Source organism: Pseudomonas sp. (assembly GCF_048265905.1).
GTDB lineage: Bacteria > Pseudomonadota > Gammaproteobacteria > Pseudomonadales > Pseudomonadaceae > Aquipseudomonas.
The window spans coordinates 90581-115619 of record NZ_JBLXAP010000004.1 but is presented as its reverse complement, the minus strand read 5'-3'; the positions used below and the strand labels follow the sequence as shown (position 1 = coordinate 115619).

The 25039-nt window shown below is 55.7% G+C and carries 17 protein-coding genes; 10 read left to right on the top strand and 7 right to left on the bottom strand.

From position 1 onward, the window contains the following. Positions 1 to 7: 7 nt before the first annotated feature. The 7 genes from ACN0UH_RS07930 to pilG all read right to left on the bottom strand — a co-directional run bounded on the left by ACN0UH_RS07930 (position 8) and on the right by pilG (position 13127). Positions 8 to 1045 carry a chemotaxis protein CheB gene (locus tag ACN0UH_RS07930; RefSeq protein ID WP_417661543.1) on the bottom strand — a complete coding sequence of 346 codons (1038 nt, stop codon included), beginning with the start codon at positions 1043 to 1045 and terminating at the stop codon, positions 8 to 10. Next, positions 1042 to 8655, bottom strand: coding sequence for an Hpt domain-containing protein (locus ACN0UH_RS07925; protein WP_417661683.1), 7614 nt, complete (start codon positions 8653 to 8655; stop codon positions 1042 to 1044). Before ACN0UH_RS07925 ends, ACN0UH_RS07930 begins: the two co-directional genes overlap by 4 nt. A gap of 11 nt (positions 8656 to 8666) precedes the next feature. Beyond that, positions 8667 to 9548, bottom strand: coding sequence for a protein-glutamate O-methyltransferase (locus ACN0UH_RS07920; RefSeq protein WP_417661542.1), 882 nt, complete (start codon positions 9546 to 9548; stop codon positions 8667 to 8669). A 51-nt stretch (positions 9549 to 9599) separates the two neighbouring features. After that, entirely contained in the window at positions 9600 to 11645 is a 2046-nt protein-coding gene (locus tag ACN0UH_RS07915; RefSeq protein WP_417661541.1) for a methyl-accepting chemotaxis protein, read from the bottom strand. An 85-nt stretch (positions 11646 to 11730) separates the two neighbouring features. Beyond that, on the bottom strand, positions 11731 to 12267 hold the full coding sequence (locus ACN0UH_RS07910) for a chemotaxis protein CheW (RefSeq protein WP_417661540.1): 537 nt from the start codon (positions 12265 to 12267) through the stop codon (positions 11731 to 11733). A gap of 44 nt (positions 12268 to 12311) precedes the next feature. Next, positions 12312 to 12677, bottom strand: a complete 366-nt coding sequence (gene pilH, locus ACN0UH_RS07905) for a twitching motility response regulator PilH (RefSeq protein WP_417661539.1) — start codon at positions 12675 to 12677, stop codon at positions 12312 to 12314. A 42-nt stretch (positions 12678 to 12719) separates the two neighbouring features. After that, positions 12720 to 13127, bottom strand: coding sequence for a twitching motility response regulator PilG (gene pilG, locus ACN0UH_RS07900; protein WP_087515271.1), 408 nt, complete (start codon positions 13125 to 13127; stop codon positions 12720 to 12722). A 391-nt stretch (positions 13128 to 13518) separates the two neighbouring features. Here pilG and gshB point away from each other — a divergent pair, with 391 nt between their 5' ends. From gshB to ACN0UH_RS07850, 10 genes are all read left to right on the top strand, one after another. Further along, on the top strand, positions 13519 to 14472 hold the full coding sequence (gene gshB, locus ACN0UH_RS07895) for a glutathione synthase (protein WP_417661538.1): 954 nt from the start codon (positions 13519 to 13521) through the stop codon (positions 14470 to 14472). A 194-nt stretch (positions 14473 to 14666) separates the two neighbouring features. Next, complete coding sequence (locus tag ACN0UH_RS07890) at positions 14667 to 15563, top strand: energy transducer TonB (protein WP_417661537.1); 897 nt, start codon at positions 14667 to 14669, stop codon at positions 15561 to 15563. Positions 15564 to 15668: 105 nt separating this feature from the next. Next, the gene (locus ACN0UH_RS07885) at positions 15669 to 16238 is read left to right on the top strand and encodes a YqgE/AlgH family protein (protein ID WP_417661536.1); all 570 of its coding nucleotides are present in this window, start codon (positions 15669 to 15671) and stop codon (positions 16236 to 16238) included. A 12-nt stretch (positions 16239 to 16250) separates the two neighbouring features. Next, positions 16251 to 16688, top strand: a complete 438-nt coding sequence (gene ruvX / locus ACN0UH_RS07880; RefSeq protein ID WP_417661535.1) for a Holliday junction resolvase RuvX — start codon at positions 16251 to 16253, stop codon at positions 16686 to 16688. Between the two features lie 28 nt (positions 16689 to 16716). Further along, on the top strand, positions 16717 to 17223 hold the full coding sequence (pyrR, locus tag ACN0UH_RS07875) for a bifunctional pyr operon transcriptional regulator/uracil phosphoribosyltransferase PyrR (RefSeq protein ID WP_417661534.1): 507 nt from the start codon (positions 16717 to 16719) through the stop codon (positions 17221 to 17223). A gap of 13 nt (positions 17224 to 17236) precedes the next feature. Further along, positions 17237 to 18247, top strand: coding sequence for an aspartate carbamoyltransferase catalytic subunit (locus ACN0UH_RS07870; protein ID WP_339489706.1), 1011 nt, complete (start codon positions 17237 to 17239; stop codon positions 18245 to 18247). After that, a complete protein-coding gene (locus ACN0UH_RS07865) occupies positions 18247 to 19518 on the top strand; it encodes a dihydroorotase (protein WP_417661533.1) in 1272 nt (423 codons plus the stop codon). Before ACN0UH_RS07870 ends, ACN0UH_RS07865 begins: the two co-directional genes overlap by 1 nt. A gap of 211 nt (positions 19519 to 19729) precedes the next feature. Beyond that, positions 19730 to 21880: an ergothioneine biosynthesis protein EgtB gene (gene egtB, locus ACN0UH_RS07860; RefSeq protein ID WP_417661532.1), complete on the top strand. Its 2151-nt coding sequence runs from the start codon at positions 19730 to 19732 to the stop codon at positions 21878 to 21880. Between the two features lie 364 nt (positions 21881 to 22244). Then, entirely contained in the window at positions 22245 to 23075 is an 831-nt protein-coding gene (gene nadE / locus ACN0UH_RS07855) for an ammonia-dependent NAD(+) synthetase (RefSeq protein ID WP_417661531.1), read from the top strand. Between the two features lie 281 nt (positions 23076 to 23356). Next, a complete protein-coding gene (locus ACN0UH_RS07850) occupies positions 23357 to 25015 on the top strand; it encodes a Na/Pi cotransporter family protein (RefSeq protein ID WP_417661530.1) in 1659 nt (552 codons plus the stop codon). Positions 25016 to 25039: the final 24 nt, after the last annotated feature.

Genomic DNA, 25039 nt, shown 5'->3' with positions numbered 1-25039 from the left:
GTCCTGATCAGGCGTTCGATGCAGAATTACGGCACTGCTCTGCCAGATAATTAACCAGCCCGAGCGCCAGCTCACGAGGTTCAGCCGTGTAATCGCTGTAGCCACCTTCACGCAAGCTGTCGGGCATGCTTGGGCACACGCACGTATCGCCGCGCTGGGTCCAGACAAGTGCATTCTGACGTTTAACGTACGCGGCAGCAGCGCTGCCATCACTGCCCATGCCACTGAATACGATCACCCCGCATTGATTGCCAAACTGCTGAGCCAGATTCAACATCATCTGGTCAATCGAAGGGCTATACGGCTCGGGCCAGGCACGTTCGGTAATATGCATCGCGCCGTCACGGGCGAACTCAAGTTCACGGCTGATCGGCACTACAACCACTTCGCCGCAGCGCACACTATCGCCGTCGCGCGCCGGGTTAACATGCCACTGGCTGTGTCGGCCTACCGCTTGCGGTAACACTGACTCGAAACTGGCATCGATATGTTGCGCGTAAATAAAACCCACCGGCAAACCGCCGGGCAATGCATCCAAAAAGGCTTTAACCGCTGCCGGGCCGCCCATTGATGCGGCCAACAACCAGACCTGCTGCGCAGGCTCGCCAACCACCAATTGCGAATCGGCCAGCACTTGCGGCAACTCTAAACGAGTTGGGCGCTGCGCATCGGCTAATAAAGCCTCAAGCGTTGGCCCCACCGCTTTTGACGGATCGCCCACCAGCTTTTTAAGCTTGGCAAACAGGCTACGCTCCCAGCGCGGGTAGTTCTCGGAGTGACGCTCAGGCGCATGGCCTTCGCCAAACAACACCGGCGCCGAAGTCGTTTCAAGCAGGTTATCAATCAATGGCGAGTCTTCTGACTGAGCCAGATCAACCAGCCACAGGTCAGCCTCGCATGCCAGCAACGCCTCTTCATCAAGACGCGCAGGATCACTGTTCATAACCACTTCGTAGCCACTGCCCGCCAGCGCCTGCTGCAGCACATGGCGCTGCAAGGATGTATCAGCAATTACGGCGATGCGAGCGGTGGCCTTTGTGGTCATGTGCGTTTAACCAACTGATTGATGCTCTCAAGCAAGAGCGACTCTTGGTAAGGTTTGCCAAGGTATTCGTTTACACCAATACTCAGCGCGCGCTCGCGGTGTTTCTCACCGGTCCGCGAGGTGATCATGATGATCGGCAAGTCCTTCAGGCGTGAATCGTGACGCACCAGCGTCGCCACTTCGAAGCCGTCCATACGCGGCATTTCGATATCCAGCAGCATGATGTCTGGCTTGTGCTCTTGCAGCAACGAGATCGCATCAACCCCATCTTTGGCGGTCAGTACGTTCATACCGTTACGCTCAAGCAAACGGCTGGTCACCTTGCGCACCGTCACCGAGTCATCCACCACCATCACCAGCGTTGGGCGATCGGCTTCAATCTCCGCCTCTGTCGCTTTGTGGTTAACCAAACGAGGTTGCAGTTGGTTAAGCAGATGCGCGTGCAACACACGAATGGTTGCCAGCAGATCGAGAATCACCACCACGCGACCGTCACCGAGGATGGTCGCCCCGGAAATACCGTGCACACCGGCAAATTGCGGACCGAGGCTCTTCACCACGATCTCACGAGAGCCCGCCAACGAATCGACCTGCACCGCAACTGTATGCTCACTCGAACGCACCAGAATCACTGGCAACGGCAAGCTTTGCCCAACCAGTTTCGGTTGCTGGCCGTTATTGAGCAGATCGCCGAGATAACGTAACTCGTACGCCTGACCAGCGTACTCGAAGCGCGGCGCATCAGGCGCGTAATAGGCCTCCAGCTCGTAAGGTGAAACGCGCACGATACCTTCGATGGTGTTCAGTGGAATCGCGTAGAGGTCTTCACCCGAGTACACCATCAACGCCCGGTTAACCGACACGGTAAATGGCAGACGAATCAGGAAGCTGGTGCCGACGCCCGGCGTCGAGTCGATGCTCATCGAGCCACCGAGTTGCTTAACCTCGGAGTGCACCACGTCCATGCCGACGCCACGGCCAGAGATTTGCGTGACCTTCTCGGCGGTGGAGAAACCTGCCTCAAGAATGAACTGCAAAACTTCGTAATCAGTGAGGTCGGAATCTGCATCCATAAGGCCACGTTCGATGGCTTTACGGCGGACCGCATCACGGTTGATACCGCCACCGTCGTCGGTCAGAGTCAGGGCGATATCTCCACCCTCGCGGCCGAGGCTCAGCCGGATCGTACCTTGCGCAGGCTTACCCGCAGCACGGCGCGCATCGACTGACTCAATACCATGATCCACGGCGTTACGCAGCATGTGTTCAAGCGGGGCAACAATCCGCTCAAGAACGGTACGGTCCATCTCACCGTCGGCATTACCGACAACGAACTCAACTTGTTTGCCCAGCTCGCCCGCAACCTGGCGGACGATACGCCGCAAACGCGGGACCAAACGCTCGAATGGCACCATGCGCGTACGCATCAGGCCTTCTTGCAGCTCGGTGTTAACCCGCGCCTGTTGCAGCAGCAAGGTTTCCGCATCGCGGTTACGGGCAGCCAGCGTTTCTTTCAGGTCGAGCAAGTCAGACGCCGACTCGAACAGTGCGCGCGACAGAGTTTGCAGTTGTGAGTGACGGTCCATTTCCAGCGGGTCGAAGTCTTCGTAACCGGCGCGTTCAGCTTCAGCCTGATAGCTGCTGAGAATCTGCGCTTGGGTTTCAGTATCGAGACGCCGTAACTGATCACGTACCCGGTCGATGGTCGATTCCATCTCGCTGAGCGTGAAACCAAAGTCACTGACCTGCTGCTCAACCCGACCGCGGAAAATCGATGTCTCACCCGCCAAGTTGACCAGGCCTTCAAGCAACTCCGCAGGCACTTTGACCAGCTCTTGCGGAGCCCGGCGTGATGCGGCTTCTTGTGCAGCTTCCTGGGCGCGACGGACGAAAGGCAGAACCTTGTCGACCAGTTCGTGCGCAGGCATTGCACTGGCAGCAACAATCGGCGCAGACAGGTTTGACTGATAATTGGCGGCGGGCACTGCTGGTTCTTCGACCTGCGCATCCAAAGACTCATTCGCCAGGCGTTCCCGCAGCAAATCAACTTCGCTAACCAGGCCTTCATAACCCGACTGCACGTCGAGATAAATGCTCTCCGGCCACGGTGCACTCTGTTGTTGCGTTTCGCTCAGATGTTGCTCGAGGTCGTGCGCCTGGTCGCCCAAGCGCTTCTGGCCGGCCAAACGCGCGCCACCTTTGAGGGTGTGCAAAATACGCAGGATGTCATCAATCGCGCTGGCATCATCACGATTGACGTCCCAACGGCCGACCGCAACTTCCATTGATTCCAGCAGCTCATCGGCTTCTTCAAGGAAGATATCGAGGATATCTGACGCTTCGCCATCTTCAGCGCCAGCCGCATGCAAATGTACGCTGGATGGCATGCTCAACTGTTGGCCCGGGTTGCTACGGAACTGCTTGATGGTCTCGATCAATGCAGCGCCATTCGGCACCGGACGCTGATCACGCACGGCTTCGAGCATTGCTGCAAGGCTGTCGTGACTATCTTGCAACAAGGTAAACAGCTCAGGACTTGCACGCAGGCGGCCGTCACTCAAACCTTCATACAGAAATTCAAGCTCGTGGGCGAGATCGCCAACTTCGGCAATTTCAGACATCCGCGCGCCACCTTTAAGGGTGTGCAGATCGCGTTGCAGTGACTCCAACTCAAGGCTGTTATCAACATCGTTGATCCAGCGTTGCAAGGCTGTAGCCGAGCTGTCGAGAATGTCGAAAGCTTCTTCAAGAAAAATCTCAACCAGCTCTTGATCACGCTCATCAACAGGTTCCGCAATCGGCGCTTGCGCCGCAGGCACAGCATCTGATTCGGATGACATATTGAGATCGAACAGTGGTGCTTGCGTCGTATCGACCTGATTCGCTTCGTCCAGCGGCTGCAGGTCAGCCTGGCTGGTACTCGCATCCTCTGCGCTTATCGGTTCAGCATCAGGTTGCTCGGCGCCCGGTTCTTCGTCGTCCACAGGTTCAAGATCTGTGGCTTGAACGTCTGGTTGATCAAGCGCTGATTGATCCGCCTCAGCGTCTGACAGATCGTGCTCAATCTCAGCTTCAGGCTCAGCATTTAGCTCAGTATTTTCGGCGCTATCGTCAACTGATCCAGCCTCTGTCTGAGGCTGATCGCCCGTAACAATCTGATCACCACGGATAAATGCCTGAATGGCAGCAATCAAATCATCGGCCGGAGCCATTTGCGCACGCGTTTGCATCTGTTCGACTTGAACAGCCAGGCGGTCGTGACTTTGCTGGAGTAAACCAGTGAGCTCCGGCGCAACCTTCAAACGACCATCGAGCAAACGCTCATAAAGCGTTTCCAGCTCATGGCCAAGATCACCAACTGGCTTGATGTTGGCCATCCGCGCACCACCTTTTAGGGTGTGCAGATCACGATACAGTTCGTGCAGCGGAGCCTGATCGTCCGGGTTTGCCAACCAACGATCGAGTGAAGCACTGGCGCTATCGAGCAGGTCGACCGCTTCCTCAAGGAAGATTTCAACCATCTCGTCATCCAGCGCTTCATAGGCATCGGCGCTGACTGATTGCTCAGCAAGTGGCGCTTGAGCGGGTTCAGGCGCAAGTTCGGATTCGCCTGTAAGCGCGGACAGCTCGGCGCTTGGCTCTTCGGCCGGGTCAACGCTTGAGTCCTCAACCGAATTTACGTCTGTAAGTGCCTGCAGCGCTGCAGTTGCAGCATCAAGCTCAACAATGTCCAGGCCGTCGGGGCTCGACAGCAATGCCAGCTTGGATGGATCGAGTGCTTCATTGAGCAAAACCCGCAAGGCCTCGACTCGCTGCGGCTCAGTACTGACCTGCAGGCCCGCAGCGACTTGATCCATCATGCCAATAAGCGCTTCGTGGGCCAGCTCTGCCTCAGTGAAGAAGCGCTCACTAACCGCAAGTCTGCCTTCTTCGACAGCGCCATAAAGATCCAGCAATGCCTCGCAAAGCTCATCGATTTGCGGCAGCTCAGCCATGTCAGCGCCACGCCCAAGCATGGTCAGCTCATCAAGCAATGCACTGAGTTCCTGACGCTCGAACGGATGTTCACGCCAGTTGCGCAAGAGTTTCTCGGCATCCAGCAGAATATCCATGCCTTCAGCCAGGAAGATGCTGATCAACTGTGGATCGCGGGTCTCGCCCAACTCACTTTTGCGGTTGTTCTCAGCGGTATCAAGGCGTTCTCTATGCAGCGCTTGCACATCATTGAGAAACGCTTCCGCGCCTGGCAATGCGGCCAGCGGATGTTCTTCAAGTTGTGCAAGCGCCAGACGGAACAATTGCTCAGCGCGACGCAACAGATCAGCCTCGGACATATCCAATGCGATCAGGTTGGTCTTGAACTCCTTGACCAGCTTTTCAAGCGGCGCTGCAATCTCGGCAACCGGAAGAATACCGGCCATGTAGGCGCTGCCTTTTAGCGTGTGCAGAGCACGCTGCAAATCATCGGTAACCGGTTGCGGTAACTCACGCTCGCAATCGGCGATAAAGCGCAACAAGGTATCAAGATGAGTTTCAGCCTCGCTGCGGAAGATATCCAACAACTGCGGATCGAGCATTTCATCACGGTCGCTCGACGGCTCAGACACATCATCAGGCGATTCAACGGTGGCTTCAACTGTGGTTTCAACTGGCTCGGTAACTACAGACGGGTTGATGCGCTGACCTTTGGCCAAGGCATGCGCAGTCATCGCCAGCAGGTCAACGTCATCACGCTGACGCTGCGCCTTGTCAGCATATTCGCTGACCAGTTCAGGGATCAGGTTGATGACATCGGTGATGACCTGTTGCACATCAGCATCAGGCTCGATACTGCGATCAAGCACGCGATTGAGCAGGTTCTCAATCGACCAAGCCAACTCACCGATGACCAGCGCACGGACCATCCGGCCACTGCCCTTGAGGGTGTGGAAAGCCCGACGCACTTCAATCAAGGCATCTTTGTTTTGTGTGTCAGCACACCACTGCGGGTAATACTCGGCGATGGTTTCGAGTACTTCAGCGGCTTCTTCAATGAACACTTCAGCCAGTTCATCATCGAAGGGCTCTTCATCGGCCGGTGGCGGCAACAGGCTTGGCGGTACGTCATTGGCGGGTGGGTTAACCACTTGCGCCGGTGCCGCCATGACATCGGCCATCGACATCGGCTTTTCAGTCTCATCGACAGACGCTGACTCTGATTCATTCAAGCTTGGCAGCTCAACCTCTGGCAGGCCCAATGCTGCAATATCCTCGTCGTTCCAGCTGGTTTGCGGCTCTAACGAATCAAGGCTGAGGGCCTCAAGTTGCAGGTCTGGGTCATCCAGTGAAAACGCTGGGCTTTCATCGAGTTGCAACCTAGGCAGTTGCTCGTCTGCTGGCGCATCCGTAGGCTCAAATTCCAGATCGGCGAAATCGAAGTCAACCAATTCGATGTCGTTTTCGGTGTTGTCTTCAATCGGGGTGATCTCGGCCAAGTCAAAGCTCAGCGCTTCTGGGTTGTCTGAATCAAGGTCAGCAAACTCATCACTCAGATCATCCAATGAGCCAAAATCCACGGACTCATCTGACTGCGCCGGGCTCGAGCCGGTAATCGGCTCCACTTTTACCGTTTCAGCATCAAGCTGCTGCTCGAGCGCAGCATCAAAGTTGTCACTCGACAGATCAACATCCAGGCTTTGCTCTGGTTCTGCGATTGACTCAGCGTTGATAACGTCGATGTCGTCCAGCGGATTAGACAAAGGCTCAAGATCGTTGGCGCCGAGATCCAGATCGAACTCAGGCAGCGCAGCTTGCTCATCAAGATCAAACTCAGCGCTGGCATCGAACGCGGCAGGCTGTGGCGGCTCGGTTTCTGCCTCTGCTTTATCCAGCGGCGCGACATCAACTGACTCAGGCGCTTCTGGCTGATCAAGGATTGATGGCTTTTGCTGCAGCGGATAACCCAGACTTTCGAGGCTTTCTTCGGCCACGTCGAGAATCAAATTGCCTTGACTCGCGTGATCATCACCCAAGCGCTCAAGGTAATACTCAACGCTGGTAATGGCGTCTGCCAAAGTGTCCAGACTTTGCCAATTGGGTATGGCTTTGCGCTCTAGCAATTGCTCTTGAATGTAACGATTGCAGGCATTAAGCAGTTGCGCGGCGCGATCCAGCGGAATCATTGCCAAGCCGCCACGTACTTGCGTGAGCAGCTCGGGCACGCGGGCCAGATGGTCATGATTCCACTGCGAGGCAATGAATTCGATAATCGCATCTTTGGCTTGTTCGAGTCCGGTGCGCGCCTCTTTGATTACTAACTGGTGGATCTGCGCAACGTCGGTAGTCGGCAGATGGCTTTCTTCGCTGCCGCCCTCTTCGGATGGGCCAACCATGCCAGCCAGCGTCGCCTCTACATACAGCAGCGCACCCGCCACATCCATCAACACCGCATCGCTAGGCTCACGCAGGCCTTGGGCCAAGCCTTGAACCACGGCTATTTGGTCAATGATGACTTTACGCGGCTGAGCAAAACCCAGCACCGCCAGGGTGTCAGAAATTTGCTTGAGCGGAGCGAGCAAAGACTCCAGCTCAGCGATTTGTGCACGATCACTGCGCACAAACAGATCGAGACTGTCTTTGACCCGGACCAACTCTTCACACAGCGCACCCACCACCGAACGCATGGCGTTGCGGTCAGGACCCGCGAGGCTTGCCCGTTCGGCGTCAACAGTTTCATCGTCTGGCAGTGCTTCATCCAGACGATATTGTTGTTTCAATGCGGCAATACGCGGGGTTTTGCCGCTAGCTTTGGCGACATAGAACAACAGGTTCTTGATCAGCTCATCCGGCGCAGGCTGATTGAAGCCCTCTGCACCTTGAACCATCAGCCGCTTGAGTTCTTTGTCGACTTCACGCAACAACGCGCGCACCGAGCTTCCATTGGCGACACTACCGCTGGCGAGCCCTTCAATAATACCCGAGGCGATCTGCCATAACGAACCGAGCGGCGCGTCTTTGCAAAGCGATTCCAGACGTGCAAATACCCGCGCCATATACCCCAGATTGGTTGGCAGGTCTTGATTGCGCAACACGCCAACCAAAGCCATTTGCAGCATTTGCCGCAGCTTGCGCAGTAGCCCTGGCAGCTCAGCGTTGTAGCGTTGCGCCAGTGCTTCACTCGACAACGCGGACGGGCGCTGGGACATATCCGGGGCAAACAGGCTTGTCTCTGAGAGCAGTTTTTCACCGCGCGCAGAGCGCAGGTCATTGAGCAGAGGCAGCACGACCATCGGTAGATCGCGACGCGCAGTTTGTATGCGATCCAGATAAACCGGCATCTGCAGAATCGCCTGCATCAGCACTTCCAGCGCTTCGCCCTGGTTGCCGACCCGACCGTCCATTAACGCTTGCGAGAGGTGTTCCATTTCTTCCGCGAGCAATGCCGCGCCATGGAATTCAACCATCTGCAAGGTACCGTGTACCTGATGCACGTAAGTCAAACAGAAACGCATGCGCGTAGGGTCTTGAGGGTTCTCAACGAACGACTCAAGTGCCTGACGTGCCTGCTTCAGGGTTTCTGCTACTTCGCCTTTGACCCACTCCAGGGCGACATAGTCGTGCCGATCACCCATAGTCACTCCGCTCATAACTTGCCCTTACGGGTAAACGCCAGAACTCGCTCGTCGGCGACCGGTATCAAATCCGGATGCTGCCAACCCGCTACTTCGCCAACCCCAATAACCAGCAAACCACCCGGTGCAAGGCGTTCTGCGAGGCAATTGAGGATCTCTCGGCGACGCCAGCGACGAAAATAGATCAACAAGTTCTGACAAAAAATAACGTCCATACCGGCCATTGGCGCCTTCGCCAACTCCAGCACATTGAGCTTGGCGCAACACACTTGCAACGCCAGTTCCGGTGATACTTTGAGGCTGCCATCGGGCTCAGCAGAAAAATAACGCTGAGCTATATGTGTCTCTAATTGCTCAAGCTTACGCGCTGCAAACCGTCCTTCACGTGCCTTGCTTAACGCGTTGAGGCTGATGTCGGTACCGGTGACCGCAAAATGCGCAGGCAATCCGGCATTTTCAAGCACCTGGGCGGCAGTGATGGCCAATGAATAAGGCTCTTCACCACTGGAGCAGCCGACACTCCAGAGTTCCCACGGCTTAGCCAGCGGTTGCTGCAACCTTGATTGCAGATAACGCTCAAGCACATCAAATGAGGCACGGTGACGAAAAAACCGGGTCTCCTGAACCGTTAACCGATCCAGCAGCAACGACCACTCAACCGCGCCACGCGGCCCATCTGTGACCTGGCGATAGTAGTCAGCGTAGTCACAGACACCCAGTTCACGCATGCGCGAACTCAGGTTGGTCTGCAAAAACGCTTTGCGCTGCTCCTGAATCACGACGCCAGTACGATCTTCGAGCAAAATCTGCCAGCGGTGGAATTCGTCGATAGACATATCCATGACTGGCTGCAAGGCCCATGTACCAAGCGGGTTGTCGTGACGTTCGGTCATAGTCCTGGGACTCCGGGCAGCGACCTTTGCAAGCCGCTGCGCAGCCATCGGTTAAGCCTGCTCCCCTTCCGGTAAGGTAAAGCCGGATACCGACTTACGCATCTCACTGGCCATTTTCGCCAAGTTACCAATGCTCTTGGCGGTTGCGGTTGTACCGGACGACGTTTGCGAGGTGATCTCCTGAATCACGTTCATGGTGTTGGAGATGTGACCGGCAGACGATGCCTGTTGGCGTGCTGCGTTGGAGATGTTCTGAATCAAGGCCGCAAGGGTCTTTGATACTTTCTCAATCTCTTCCAGTGCAACCCCGGCGTCCTGCGCAAGGCGTGCACCGCGCACCACTTCAGAGGTGGTCTGCTCCATCGAAATTACAGCTTCGTTGGTGTCAGTCTGAATCGTCTTAACCAGCGCCTCGATCTGCTTGGTTGCAGCAGATGAACGTTCTGCAAGGCGCTGTACTTCGTCCGCAACTACGGCGAAGCCTCGACCTGCATCACCGGCCATGGAGGCCTGAATTGCAGCGTTAAGGGCGAGAATGTTGGTTTGGTCAGCAATGTCGTTAATCAAGCTAACGATGTCACCAATCTCCTGGGACGATTCACCGAGGCGCTTGATCCGCTTCGAGGTGTCCTGGATCTGCTCACGGATGTTATCCATGCCGGTGATGGTGTTGTGCACCACCTCGTTACCCTTGTTGGCGATGGCTACCGAACGTTCCGCTACCGCGGACGACTCAGAGGCGTTCGCCGATACCTGGTCAATCGACACAGCCATTTCGTTGATCGCCGCAGATGCACCGGCAATTTCTTGCGCCTGGTGCTCAGACGCCTCGGCCAGATGCATCGCCGTGGCCTGGGTTTCCTGAGCAGCACCCGCCACCTGTACGGCAGTCAAGTTAATGGTCGCAACCAGATCACGCAGTTGGTCGATGGAGTAGTTGATGGAGTCAGCAATTGCACCGGTGAAGTCCTCGGTTACAGTGGCCGCTACCGTCAAGTCACCGTCCGCAAGGTCGGCAATTTCATCGAGCAGTCGCAAAATCGCAGTTTGGTTACGGTCATTCTTTTCAGCTGTTTCAGCCAGTCGACGGTTAGTCGAACGAACCATCACAATACCGATCAGGATGATCGAGGCCAGAACCAGCAAGCCCAGCACGTAACCAATCAGGGTATTGATCTGACGGCTGTCAACGAGGCCTTCGAAACCAGCTGACAGCTCAGAAGCTTTATCGAGCAGGGTTTGCGAAACCGTAAAGATCGAGTTCGCCGACTCACGAACCTGGAACAATTCAGGAGAGGTCTCGAGAATTTCGTCCACCGAACCCGATACGAATTCGAAGAGCTCGGAAATCTCACCCAGACGATCCAACGCTTCGGCGTCTTCTACCCTGGTGATTTCCATGGCGGCGTTGCCTTCAAGCATCGCGCCTAATACACGACCGAAGAGGCTGGCGTCACGACCGAAGGTATCAGCGGCCTGTACCGAGTCAGTATCACCGGCAAGTACTTTGTTCACCGAACCGAGGATACGTTCAGCCAACAGCGACTGACGCTGAGCGACCGAAACCTGAGCCGCTGGCGCACCACTTTCCAACAGGATATCGACGACTTCTTCGTACTCAACCTGCAGCTGTGGAATGGTTTCAGCCAGCGTTGCCGCTACCTGGTGCAACGACAGAACGGTTTGTTCACTGGCCAGAATGGAGTCAGTGTTTTTACGCAAGCTGTCCCAATCTTTCTGCACAGCCGCCATTTGTGGCTGCACTTGCTCGGGAGCTGGCGGCAATCCGCTTTCAGCGTTGCCATCGGTCAGGATTGCCCAGCGCTTTTGGAAGTCGTTGCGTGCATCACGCAACAAACCAAAGGCTTCAGGCGTACCTGTTGCAGCTTCCGTGGCGTTTTTTGCAATACGCTGGGACAGAACACGTAGCTCACCGGAGTGACCAATGTATTCAGTATCGTAGTTGGACTGGGTGTTGATATAAGCGAAGTTAACGAACAACAACACGACTGACACAATCAGGACGATAAACAGCCCAAGAATCAGCGTACTGCTGCGCGTACCCGCGAATAATTTGCCTGCATTTAGTTTTTTCATTATCTGGCCCCCGCCTGGACCGACCGCACTACGGTTCCCATATAACGCCAAAAGGCCGGCAAAGCCGACCCAACCGAAAATCTTATTAAAATGCTACCGCTAGAAAGTCTGGGTTCTGTGCCAGCGCAAAAGGGCTAAACACCAACCAAGCTTGCTCACGTTGGAATACGCCATGGATAAACGGCTCTACCGATGCTTCAAGTGGTGGCAACTGCTCAGAAAAAGTATCAACTGAAAAGTGCTGCATCCCAAAGACTTCGTCGACCGTAAGGCCGGCAAAAATCTCTTGGTGATCCACGACCAGTACCCGTCGCTGCTTACGCAGTGGCGACAACTCATTACCTAGAAAGCCGCATAAATCCATGACTGGAAGCAAGCGACCCCGCACGTTTGCCACGCCCTTGACCCAGCTCTTAACGCCTGGCAACAAGGTATACCGTGGTTCGTGCAGCACTTCACCGACCTCACCCATCGGTGCGACGAACAAACGCTCTCCCATCCGAAAGCCGATACCACTCCATGTCTGCTGGGCGGCTTGCTGCATAGGCAAGCCGGCCGCTAGCGCACGACAACGCTGATCGATTTCAAGAAGTTTTTGAAAAGGTGTTTGTACGTCAGACATGCCCACTGCAGCCTTCTGGTAAGGGTTTGCTAACTAAGCCGGAATTAACTGGCCAGCACAGCATTCAGAGTTTTAAGCAGTGTGTCTTCATCAATCGGCTTGGTCAGGTAGTCTTTAGCGCCTTGGCGCTTACCCCATACCTTGTCGGTTTCTTGATCCTTTGTGGTCACAATGATCACTGGAATGTGATTCGTGTCCGCATCTTTGGTCAACTGACGTGTCGCTTGGAAGCCGTTCAGCCCCGGCATGACGATATCCATCAATACCGCATCAGGTTTTTCCTGACGAGCCAGTGCGACGCCATCAGCGCCATTTTCCGCCTTCAAGACTTCATGACCATGCTTTTCAAGCATTGCGGTCAGCTTGTACATCTCGGTCGGAGAGTCATCAACAATCAGAATTCGAGCCATGGTGTTTCCCACTACTTAAAGGACATCGGTACAGGACGGATGTCAGGATGCTTGTTCCACCGGCATAAAGTCAGGCACATGAGCTTTGATCGCACCGAGTAACTCTTCTTTACTGAAGGGTTTGGTCAAGTACTGATCAGAACCCACGATGCGGCCCTTGGCTTTATCGAACAGCCCATCCTTGGAGGACAGCATGATCACCGGCGTGGATTTAAAGGCGCTATTATTCTTGATCAGGGCGCACGTCTGATAACCATCAAGACGCGGCATCATGATATCTACAAAAATAATGTTTGGATGGGTATCGGCAATTTTTGCCAAAGCATCAAAACCATCTACTGCAGTAATTACATCGCAACCCACTTTCTTGAGCAGGGTTTCTGCGGTTCGACGAATCGTTTTCGAATCGTCAATGACCATTACTCTCAAACCCTCGGAATGCTGTTCCATGTTTGCCCTACCATCGCCTCGGTGAGTCGTTATTTTTTCGCTGGAGCCAGTTCAGCTCGACCGCCCATCAATTGATGTCGCGTCAAAACCCAATAAATCATAGGCAGAGCGCAACATTAACTGCTGCGGCACCAACCGCTTTATGCGTGAGAACAGTGCGGACTCGGCCTTTGAGCAAGCTCCATATCATTGGCGGTCATACATATGACGCCAATAGATTGTTACCCTGATCATCTGGCCTTTTTAGCACACTCTCTACATGCAAGCTATAAGCTACCGACGGCTAAGGTTTTTTCCTTGAACGACTACACAATCAGCGCCGATTAAAGGCTCGTGATAGTCTCCAACACCTTATTTACAGCTCACATTGTGACTTTACGGAGATAAACACATGACCATTCGTGTCGGCATAGTCATGGACCCTATCGCGCAGATATCCTTCAAGAAGGATAGCTCTCTGGCCATGCTCCTCGCAGCCCAGGCTCGCGGCTGGTCGCTGTTTTATATGGAAGTCAAAGATCTGCACCAGAGCAAAGGCCAGGCGCGTGCCCGGACTTGCCCGCTAAAGGTATTCCATGACCCTGAACATTGGTTTGAACTAGGCGCAGAGCAAGACATGCTGCTGTCGGAGCTGGATGTGATCCTGATGCGCAAGGATCCACCGTTCGACAATGAGTTTGTGTACGCGACCTATCTGCTCGAACAAGCCGAGAAGGCTGGCACACTGGTGGTCAATCGCCCGCAAAGCCTGCGCGACTGCAATGAAAAGCTGTTTGCCACCCAATTCCCGCAGTACACGCCGGAAACCATCGTCAGCCGCCGTGCCGATATCTTGCGCGACTTTGCCAAAGAGCAAGGCGACGTCATCCTCAAGCCTCTGGACGGCATGGGCGGCACCATGATTTTTCGCCACCGCCAAGGCGATCCGAATCTTTCGGTGATCCTTGAAACCCTGACCGCCCACGGCACCCAGCAAATCATGGCGCAAGGTTATCTGCCCGCAATTGTCGATGGCGACAAGCGGATTCTGATGATCGACGGCGAACCTGTACCCTATTGCCTGGCCCGTATTCCTGCGGCAGGCGAAACCCGTGGCAACCTTGCTGCAGGCGGGCGCGGAGAAGCGCGACCACTGAGCGCGCGGGACCTTGAAATTGCCCAAGGCATCGGCCCAACCTTACGTGAGAAAGGCTTGCTGTTCGTTGGTTTGGATGTGATCGGTGATCATTTGACCGAAATCAACGTAACCAGCCCAACCTGCATCCGCGAGATTGATGCAGCCTATGACACCAAGATCGCTGAACGGCTGATGGATGTAATTGCTGAAAAGCTCAGCGCCAGATAATCCCGGCATTTGAGCCCAGGCCCTGAATCAAGGTACAGATTCAGGGCCTGGCGCAATATACAGCCAAGAAGCTGATTCCAGCGCCGCCAAGGCGGCCACAAGTTTGAAGCAGGTAGCAGCTTTGAACTTGGAACTTGCAGGCTATGGCCTCCAGTCGGCAGACTGCGCGGCATTCCGAGCTGATCCAGATAGTAATGAAACCAACAGCCAAGACACCAAACACACCCTCTGCGGGCGTAAAACCAGCAGACCGACTGGGCTTCACGCTGTTTCTTGCGGCCGTGCTGCATATCGCGTTGATTCTTGGCTTGAGTTTCACTCTGGCCGACCCCGTGACTGTTAGCAAAACCCTGGAAATCACCCTGTCGACCTTCAAGAGTGAAGAAAAGCCTAAAGAGGCAGACTTCCTTGCGCAAAACAATCAGCAAGGCAGCGGTACGCTGGAACACAAAGCAGCGCCGAAGACCACCGAGCAGGCGCCCTTCCAAGATACCCAAGTGAAAAAGGTCACACCCCCTGCTGCGCCGCAACCACCGCCAGTGCCCAAGCAAGCACCGAAGAAAGTAGTTGCCACCACTAAACCACAACCGCAGAAAGTTCAGGCCAAGCAAGAAAAGGTCAAGCAGGTCGAGCCAACTCGTGAGGCACCGACGTTTGACCGCGAACAACTGAGCAGTGAAATCGCCAGCCTTGAAGCTGAACTGGCACAAGAAGTTCAGCAATACGCCAAACGGCCAAAGATTGTCCGCCTCAACGCGGCTTCAACCATGCAGGACAAAGGCGCATGGTACAAAGATGCCTGGCGCAAAAAGGTTGAGCGTATCGGCAACCTCAACTACCCGGACGACGCTCGCCGCAAGCAGATCTACGGCAGCTTACGCATGCTGGTATCGATCAACCGCGACGGCACGCTGCACGAAGTCATGGTGCTGGAATCATCCGGCCAGCCACTGCTCGACAAAGCAGCGCTACGAATCGTCCGCCTCGCCGCGCCATACGCACCGTTCAGCGGCGACTTGGCTGATGCCGACCGCCTGGAGATCATCCGCACTTGGCGATTTGAGCGTGGCGACCGCTTGTCCAGCAACTGAGTCACCCGCCTTTTTACCTCATGGCGTGATGTTTTATAGCAACAGCGGTGAGGAAAACCGTGTTTTGGCTTCCCGGCTCAGGCCGCAGGCTTTAAGCTAGCGCCCATGAAAGATGCCAGCCCGAGTTACCTCAAACACCAGTTGCTGATCGCCATGCCACACATGGACGATGAGCATTTTGCGCAAACCGTGACCTATATCGTCGAGCACAACGATCAAGGCGCAATGGGCTTGGTGATCAACCGCCCAAGCGGCCTGAACCTTGCCGACGTACTGGAACAGCTCAGCGAAGAAAGCGAGCCGCCAGTGACCTGCGAAAGCCTGCCGATCTTCAGCGGCGGCCCCGTGCAGACTGATCGCGGCTTTGTCCTGCATCCTGCTGGCGACCATTACCAAGCCACACTTGAGCTTGGCGAACTGGGCCTGACCACCTCGCAAGATGTGCTATTTGCGATTGCCGCTGGCACCGGGCCGGATAAATACCTGATCACCCTCGGTTATGCAGGCTGGGATGCAGGCCAGTTAGAAGCTGAGATCGCCGAGAACGCCTGGCTCACCTGCCCTGCGACCCACGATATTCTGTTCGACTTGCCCTACGACCAACGCCTCAATGCCGCCGCCTCGCAGCTGGGTATCAACTTGAGCTTACTGACTTCACAAGCGGGACATGCTTGATGGAGGCAACTGTTGAGTAACCCTACCCCGCTGCGTTTATTGCTCGGCTTCGATTACGGCACCAAGCAGATTGGCGTCGCTGTTGGCCAGGTGATTACCGGCCAGGCCCGCGAATTGTGCGTACTTAAAGCCCAGAACGGCGTGCCCGACTGGCAGAAGGTTGAAGCCCTGATTCGCGAATGGCAGCCCGATGCAATTGTCGTCGGCTTGCCGCTGAACATGGACGGCAGCCCGAGCGAGATGAGCGAGCGAGCAGAGAAGTTCGCGCGTCGCCTCAACGGCCGCTTTAATCTGCCCGTTCACACCCATGACGAACGCCTGACGACCTATGCGGCCAAAGGCGAGCGCTTACAGCAAGGCCAAAATAGCGGTTATCGCGAACGCCCAGTGGATGCACTGGCCGCCGCTTTACTGCTCGAAGGATGGCTAGAAGAAAATATTTCAGGCTGAGCCCAGCTCAGTGCCCAAGGAGCTTGTGATGAACCTACCCAATCCCGCTGAATTGCTACCTGAAATGGCCAGTGCGCTAATCAGCCACCTGAATAAACGGCAGATCAGCACGCCGCGTTTCATTGGTATCCGTACCGGCGGGGTATGGGTTGCACAGGCGCTGCTTGAAACCTTGGGCAATAAAGAGCCGCTGGGCATTCTTGATGTTTCGTTTTACCGCGACGACTTCACCCAGAACGGTTTGCATCCACAAGTTCAGCCTTCTGAGCTACCGTTTGAGATCGAAGGTCAGCACATTGTGTTGATCGACGATGTACTGATGAGCGGGCGGACTATCCGTGCAGCCATGAACGAGTTGTTCGATTATGGCCGTCCAGCCAGCATCAGCTTGGTTAGCCTGCTCGACCTTGATGCTCGCGACTTACCGATTCGCCCAGATGTCGTCGGCGCAACCTTGTCATTGCCTGCCACGCAGCGGGTAAAATTATCTGGCCCGACCCCGCTCACTCTTGAGCTGCAAACGCTCACAAACTGAGACCCCTACCGCGATGACGCCGACAGAAGCCAAGCGACCTCTGCAACTCAATGACCAAGGTCAGTTGCGCCATTTCCTTTCGCTCGATGATTTGCCGCGCGAACTGCTGACCGAGATTCTCGACACCGCCGACTCATTCCTCGAAGTCGGCGCCAGGGCGGTGAAAAAAGTCCCGCTGTTGCGCGGCAAGACTGTGTGCAACGTGTTCTTCGAGAACTCGACACGCACCCGCACCACATTCGAGCTGGCCGCTCAGCGCCTCTCGGCGGATGTGATTACCCTGAACGTCTCGACCTCCTCGACCAGCAAGGGCGAGTCGTTGTTCGACACCTTACGCAACCTTGAAGCCATGGCTGCGGATATGTTCGTGGTGCGCCACGGCGATTCCGGCGCGGCACACTTTATCGCCGAGCACGTGTGCCCGGACGTGGCGATCATCAACGGTGGCGACGGCCGCCATTCGCACCCGACGCAAGGCATGCTCGACATGCTGACTATTCGTCGACATAAAGGCAGCTTCGAGAATCTCTCGGTCGCCATCGTCGGCGATATCCTGCATTCGCGCGTTGCGCGCTCAAACATGATCGCCCTGAAGACGCTAGGCTGCCCGGATATCCGCGTAATCGCTCCGAAAACCTTGCTGCCAGTTGGTATCGAGCAATTTGGCGTAACCACTTACAGCGACATGGACGCCGGTCTTAAAGATGTTGATGTGGTGATCATGCTGCGCCTGCAGCGTGAACGGATGCAGGGCGGCTTATTGCCCAGCGAAGGTGAGTTCTACCGTTTGTTCGGCCTGACCGAACAGCGCCTGAAGCTGGCCAAACCCGACGCGCTGGTTATGCACCCCGGACCGATCAACCGTGGTGTGGAAATCGAGTCAGCTGTGGCCGATGGCCCGCAATCAGTAATCCTCAATCAGGTGACCTACGGCATCGCCATTCGCATGGCAGTGCTGTCGATGGCCATGAGCGGGCAAAACACTCAACGCCAACTTAACCAAGAATCCGAGGAGCAGAACTGATGCGTACCCGTATCCTCGGCGCCCGCGTAATCGACCCGAGCAGCGGCCTTGACCGCGAAACCGACCTGTTTATCGAGGGCGGTTTGCTCGTCGCCATTGGTCAGGCACCCGCTGACTTCGTTGCTGAAAACACTCTCGATGCCAAGGGCTTGGTCGCCGCACCAGGCTTGATCGACCTTAACGTTGCCCTGCGCGAGCCTGGCTACAGCCGTAAAGGCAGCATTGCCACTGAAACCCTCGCCGCAGCGGCTGGCGGCGTGACCAGCCTGTGCTGCCCGCCGTTTACCAAACCGGTACTCGACACACCGGCAGTCGCCGAGATGATACTCGACCGCGCCCGCGAAGCCGGACACACCAAAGTCTTCCCCATCGGCGCGCTGAGCAAGGGTTTGCAAGGCGAGCAGCTAGCTGAACTGGTTGCATTGCGCGATGCGGGCTGCGTGGCCTTCAGCAATGGCCTGGACTGTTTCCGCAACAGCCGCACCCTGCGCCGAGCTATGGAATACGCCGCCACATTCGACCTGACGGTGATCTTTCACTCACAAGATCACGATCTGGCCGAAGGCGGCTTGGCCCACGAAGGTGCTACAGCTAGCTTCCTCGGATTACCGGGTATTCCAGAGAGCGCTGAAACCGTCGCCCTCGCCCGCAATCTGTTGCTGGTAGAACAAACTGGCGTGCGCGCCCACTTTAGCCAACTGACCAGCGCACGCGGCGCGGAGTTGATTGCAGATGCGCAAGCACGCGGCCTCAAGGTCACCGCTGACGTGGCCCTCTACCAATTGATTCTCACCGACGAGTCGTTGCGAGGCTTCTCCAGCCTTTATCACGTGCAGCCACCGCTGCGTACGCAAAAAGATCGCGACGGCCTTCGTCAGGCAGTCAAAAACGGTACGATTCAAGCGATTTCCAGCCATCATCAGCCGCACGAAGCCGACGCCAAACTGGCTCCATTTGGTGCGACAGAACCGGGTATCAGCAGTGTTCAACTACTGCTGCCGCTGGCGATGACCCTGGTTCAGGACGGCTTGCTCGACCTGCCAACACTGCTCCAGCGTTTGACCATTGGTCCTGCCAATGCGATGCGCCTGCCAGCAGGCACACTGGCTGCGGGTCAAGCCGCTGACATCTTGCTGTTTGATCCACAAGCCTCAACCCTGGCGGGTGAGACTTGGTTCTCGAAAGGCAGTAACAGCCCGTTTATCGGCCACTGCCTGCCAAGCGTGGTGCGCTACACCTTGGTCGACGGGCATATCTGCTATCAAGCATAAACCTCTGCAAAACCCGCCGCTTGGCGGGTTTTGCCTTTATCGACCGACTAAACAGGCACACAACCTATAGCCGTCTAAGCTGAAACCTTATTCAAATAACGGACTCTGATTTACTCAAACCTAAATTGTTAACCATTTCCACCACAGCCTGTAACAACAGTCACCAGCCCGCCTCAACAATGACCAGCCTAAACAGCGGAGACAAGAGTTGATGAGCAGCACATTAAGAGCCCTAAAACCCAAACCCGCCCATAATGAATTGCTTGACCGCTACCTCGACGTCAGAGGCCGCACAGAATCCTTGATTGCACCGCTCAGCCATGAAGACATGGTGGTTCAATCAATGCCCGATGCCAGCCCGGCAAAGTGGCACATCGCACATACAAGCTGGTTTTTTGAAACTTTTCTGCTCGCGCCACAGCTCGCCAACTACAGCGCGTTCGACCCCAACTTCAGCTACCTGTTTAACTCCTATTACGAAGCCGTTGGCCCGCGCCACCCGCGACCAGAGCGTGGCCTGATGACGCGCCCCGGTGCTGAGCAAGTGCTCGCCTACCGCAAGCATGTCGACCGGCACATGGCTGAGCTGCTGCAAACCCCGCCAAGCCCAGCCCACTATAAATTGATAGAGCTGGGACTCGCCCATGAGGAACAACATCAAGAATTGTTGCTGATGGATATTCTTCATCTGTTCAGCACTTCATCACTGAAACCGACTTACGACCGCCGCTGGCCTAAAGCTTCCGGCGGACGCAAAGGCCAGTTCAAGGCTCATTCCGGTGGCCTGGTTGAGATTGGCCACCAAGGTGAAGGTTTTGCTTTCGACAACGAAGGCCCACGGCACACCACATACTTGCAGCCATTCGAGATCAGCGACCGCTTGGTAACCAATGCGCAATGGCTTGAGTTCATGGATGACGGCGGCTATTCACGCCCGGAGTTGTGGCTCGCTGAAGGCTGGGACATCGTGCGCAGTCAGGACTGGCAGTCACCGTTTTACTGGCAGCCGAGCCAACAAGGCTGGAGCCTGATGAGTTTGGGCGGCTTGCAAGCAGTGGATCCTGATGCGCCAGTCACCCATATCAGCTATTACGAAGCAGCCGCCTTTGCCTGCTGGGCTGGAGCTCGCCTGCCGACCGAGGCGGAATGGGAAGCTGCGGCCCAGTCGGGCCACCTGCAACAGGTCGATGATGTGGCCTGGCAATGGACGCAAAGCCCGTACAGCCCTTACCCGGGCTTTCGTCCTGCTCCTGGCGCTGTTGGCGAGTACAACGGCAAATTCATGATCAATCAAATGGTCTTGCGTGGCGGTGCCAATTTCACCAGCCCGGGTCATACACGCCTGAGCTATCGTAATTTTTTCCACCCTGAAAAGCGCTGGGTGTTGAGCGGCCTGCGGTTGGCTCGCGACAGTCACAAAACCATAACTGACGATCACAGCTCATTCCGACGTGACGTGCTCAATGGCTTGGCAGCCGATCACAAAAGCATACCGCCAAAATACTTCTATGATGCGGCAGGCTCTGCGCTGTTCGAGGACATCTGCAAAACCGCTGAATACTATCCAACTCGCGCCGAAACCCGCTTGCTAAGCGACGTTGCCAGTGAAATAGCCGCAACCTTCGCCCCCGGCAGCGCCTTGATCGAGTTCGGCAGCGGCGCCAGTGATAAAACGTGTTTGCTGCTTGATGCTGCGCCACAACTAGGCGCCTATGTGCCCATTGATATATGCCCCGATGCCCTGCAACAAGCAGCGCAGCGCTTGACCGAACGCTATCCGGCCCTGAATGTAGTTCCACAGATTGGCGACTTCACCCGCACCTTGGCCCTGCCCGCCGCTATCAACCAGCGCCCGCGCATTGGCTTTTTTCCCGGTTCGACCATCGGCAACTTCAATCACCAGCAAGCGGTGACGTTTCTCAAGTCGGCTAAAACCATATTGGGCAATGACGCGCAATTTATCGTCGGCGTCGACATGGTCAAACCCGTCGACATCCTTGAAACGGCATACGACGATGCGGCGGGGGTTACCGCCAGCTTCAATAAAAACCTGTTAGTGCGCATTAACCGCGAGCTAGGTGCTGACTTTGATCTCACCAACTTCGCCCATCAGGCGCTGTGGAACCCGGTCAAGCGGCGCATGGAAATGCACCTGCTTAGCTTGGTTGCGCAAACGGTGACTATTGCCGGCCAGCGCTTTACCTTCGCTGAGGGCGAGAGCCTGCACACCGAGAACTCACACAAATTCAGTGTCGAGTCATTTACGGCAATGGCTGCAGAAGCAGGCTGGACTGTTGCTCAGCATTGGATCAGCGAAGCGCCACAGGTTGGCTTGTTCAGGCTCAGCCAAAAGGTTGTTTGAGCACTCAACGCCAAGCTAAAGCGCCCGATGACAAACATCGGGCGCCTCACCAACGAGCGGCTTGCTATTTTTCCTGCGCGGCAAACTAGATATTGCACCAAAAACGCCCATCATTCGGTAAAACGGCCCGTGGCGAATAACATTTGCGGCATGACGACTTAAGCTGCCAACGATTGAATACAATGCGCTCGCATAAAACCCGGCAGGAAATGCTATTTGCTCAAGGCGGCTCCACAAACTCCGGAGCGAGCGATGCTAAAGTAGCCCGATAATTGCTTAAAACTCCAGTACTGACTTGAGCCAACTAATGTTGCGCAACAGGTGCTTTAGCCAGCACTGAAATAACCCAAAAGGTGAATGTGTAATGAACCCAGTTTTGCGATCAGAGATTCAGGCAGCCTTGGCCATTGACCGAGGCATCATCGATGACAGCAGCGCCAAAGCCGAAATCACTCGACGCATAGAGTTCATCAAAAGCGTATTGCTCACATCCGGTGCTAAAGCTCTGGTGCTAGGAATCAGCGGCGGGGTCGACTCCTCAACTGCAGGTCGCCTGTGCCAACTGGCTGTCAGCCAAATGCGCGACGAAGGCCACTCCGTTAAATTCGTCGCTGTGCGCCTGCCATATAAGACGCAGGCCGACGAGCATGACGCTCAGGCCGCGCTGGGTTTCATCCAGCCCGACATGTCGACCGCGGTCAACATCGCCGACGCTGTCGACGGCCTGATGAATAACATCAAGCTTGAAGGCATAGAGCCAAGCCCGAGCCTGACCGACTTTGCCAAAGGCAACGTCAAAGCCCGCACCCGCATGGTCGCGCAATACGCCATCGCCAATTTTGTCGGCGGTTTAGTGGTTGGCACCGACCATGCTGCAGAAGCAGTCATGGGCTTCTTTACCAAGTTTGGTGACGGCGCTTGCGACTTGGCGCCGCTGTCCGGCCTGACTAAAAGCCAGGTTCGCCTGCTCGCTAAGCAACTCGGTGCGCCAGAATCTTTGGTGCATAAGGCGCCGACAGCGGATTTGGAAGAACTTGCCCCCGGTAAACTCGATGAAGCTGCCTACGGCTGCACCTACAACGATATCGACAACTACCTGCTTGGCAATCAAGTCTCGGATGCTGCCGCCGAGATCATCGAAGCGGCTTACCTGAAAACAGCGCACAAGCGCGAGCTACCGATCATTCCAACCTGACCTTAGTGGTTTAGCCCTAATTAGCTCAAAGCCCGGACATTCCGGGCTTTTTGTTATTTACGCCGCAGCCGTGGCCAAAGACTGAATCAGACAGCGCTATCACTGCTGGCACTTTTGCCGTTGATGACAAATACTTTATGACAGTTTTGTTTCAATCTGCTGTTTAGCTGTGCAATGCTGGCGTCAAGGCCTTTAGCCAACTACAGCTTAAGTACAAGAATGCATGCGACACCTATCAGCGTGCTTGCCCCTCTGGGGCGTCAACAGCACAGGGGGCCTGAATGCTCACTCTGCTTAATTTGTTATCTGCCGTAGCCCTGTTGATTTGGGGCACACACATTGTCCGAACCGGCATTTTGCGGGTATACGGCTCAAATCTGCGCCGCGTTATCAGCCAGAGCATGTCCAAGCGTTGGCTGGCGTTTCTCGCAGGGGTTGGCGTAACAGCGCTGGTCCAGAGCAGTAACGCCACCGCCATGCTGGTCACCTCATTTGTTGGCCAAGGCCTGATGACACTGACGCCAGCACTGGCGACCATGCTCGGCGCCGACGTCGGTACAGCACTGATGGCTCGGGTGCTGACCTTTGATTTGTCATGGCTATCGCCGCTGCTGATCTTCGTCGGGGTAATCTTTTTCCTGTCACGTAAACAAACCCGGCTGGGACAGATGGGCCGGGTCGGTATTGGTCTTGGACTGATCATTCTGGCCCTGCAACTGATTGTCGAAGCCGCCACACCGATCACTCAGGCGCAAGGCGTAAAAGTGATTTTCGCCTCACTGACCGGTGACATCCTGCTCGATGCGCTGGTTGGCGCCTTATTCGCGATGATCTCCTATTCCAGCCTTGCCGCCGTATTGCTCACCGCAACGCTGGCAGGCGCAGGCTTGATCAGTCTGCCGGTGGCTATCGGCTTGGTGATTGGCGCCAATATCGGCAGCGGCGTACTCGCTTTTCTCAGCACCAGCATGCAAAACGCGGCAGGCCGTCAAGTTGCGCTTGGCAGCCTGTTATACAAACTGATCGGCCTGCTGTTGATTATCCCCGTGCTCAACCCGCTGGTGGAGTGGATCGACAGCCTCGACTTTAGCCGTCAGGAAATAGTGATTGGTTTCCACTTGCTGTACAACACTACACGCTGCCTGATCCTGCTGCCCAGCGTTGGGCCAATGGGCAAGCTCTGCGCCTGGTTGCTACCTGAAAAGCCGGAAATCAATGGCGCCGCCAAGGCGCGGCATCTTGATCCAACTGCGCTGGCCACACCGAGTCTGGCGCTGGCCAATGCGGCGCGCGAAACCCTGCGCATCGGCGACTTGATCGACAATATGCTCGAAACCATGCGCGATGTGTTGCACAGCAAGCAGAGCGCAGTGACTCTGGAAATACGCCGCCTGACAGATGATGTTGAAACGCTCTACAGCGCCATCAAGCTGTATCTGGCGCAGATGCCACGCGAAGACTTGAGCGATCAAGACAGTCGTCGCTGGGCGGAAACCATCGAATTGGCGATAAATCTCAAACTTGCCAGCGATCTGATCGAACGCATGCTACGCAAGGTTCAGCAGCAAAAGACTTCGCAACGCCGATCATTTTCCGAAACCGGTCTGGAAGAACTGGCTGGGTTGCACAGCCAGCTAATTGCCAACCTGCGTTTGGGTTTGTCGGTGTTTCTCAGTTCCGACAAGGAAAGCGCCCGCCAATTGCTTAAAGAGAAGCGCCGCTTCCGCGCCCAGGAACGCCGGTTGGCCCACGCTCACGTCAGCCGATTGCAGCGTAAAATTGTGCAAAGCATCGAAACCAGCTCGCTGCACCTGGAGCTGATTGCCGACATGAAGCGCCTGAACTCACTGTTTTGCAGCAGCGCCTACGCCGTGCTGGAAACCTCGGATACTGGCGCGCTGGCAGTGGATGATTTATCCGAGATAAAGCATTCAACTTGAATACAGGGCCAGGCAGGTTAACGC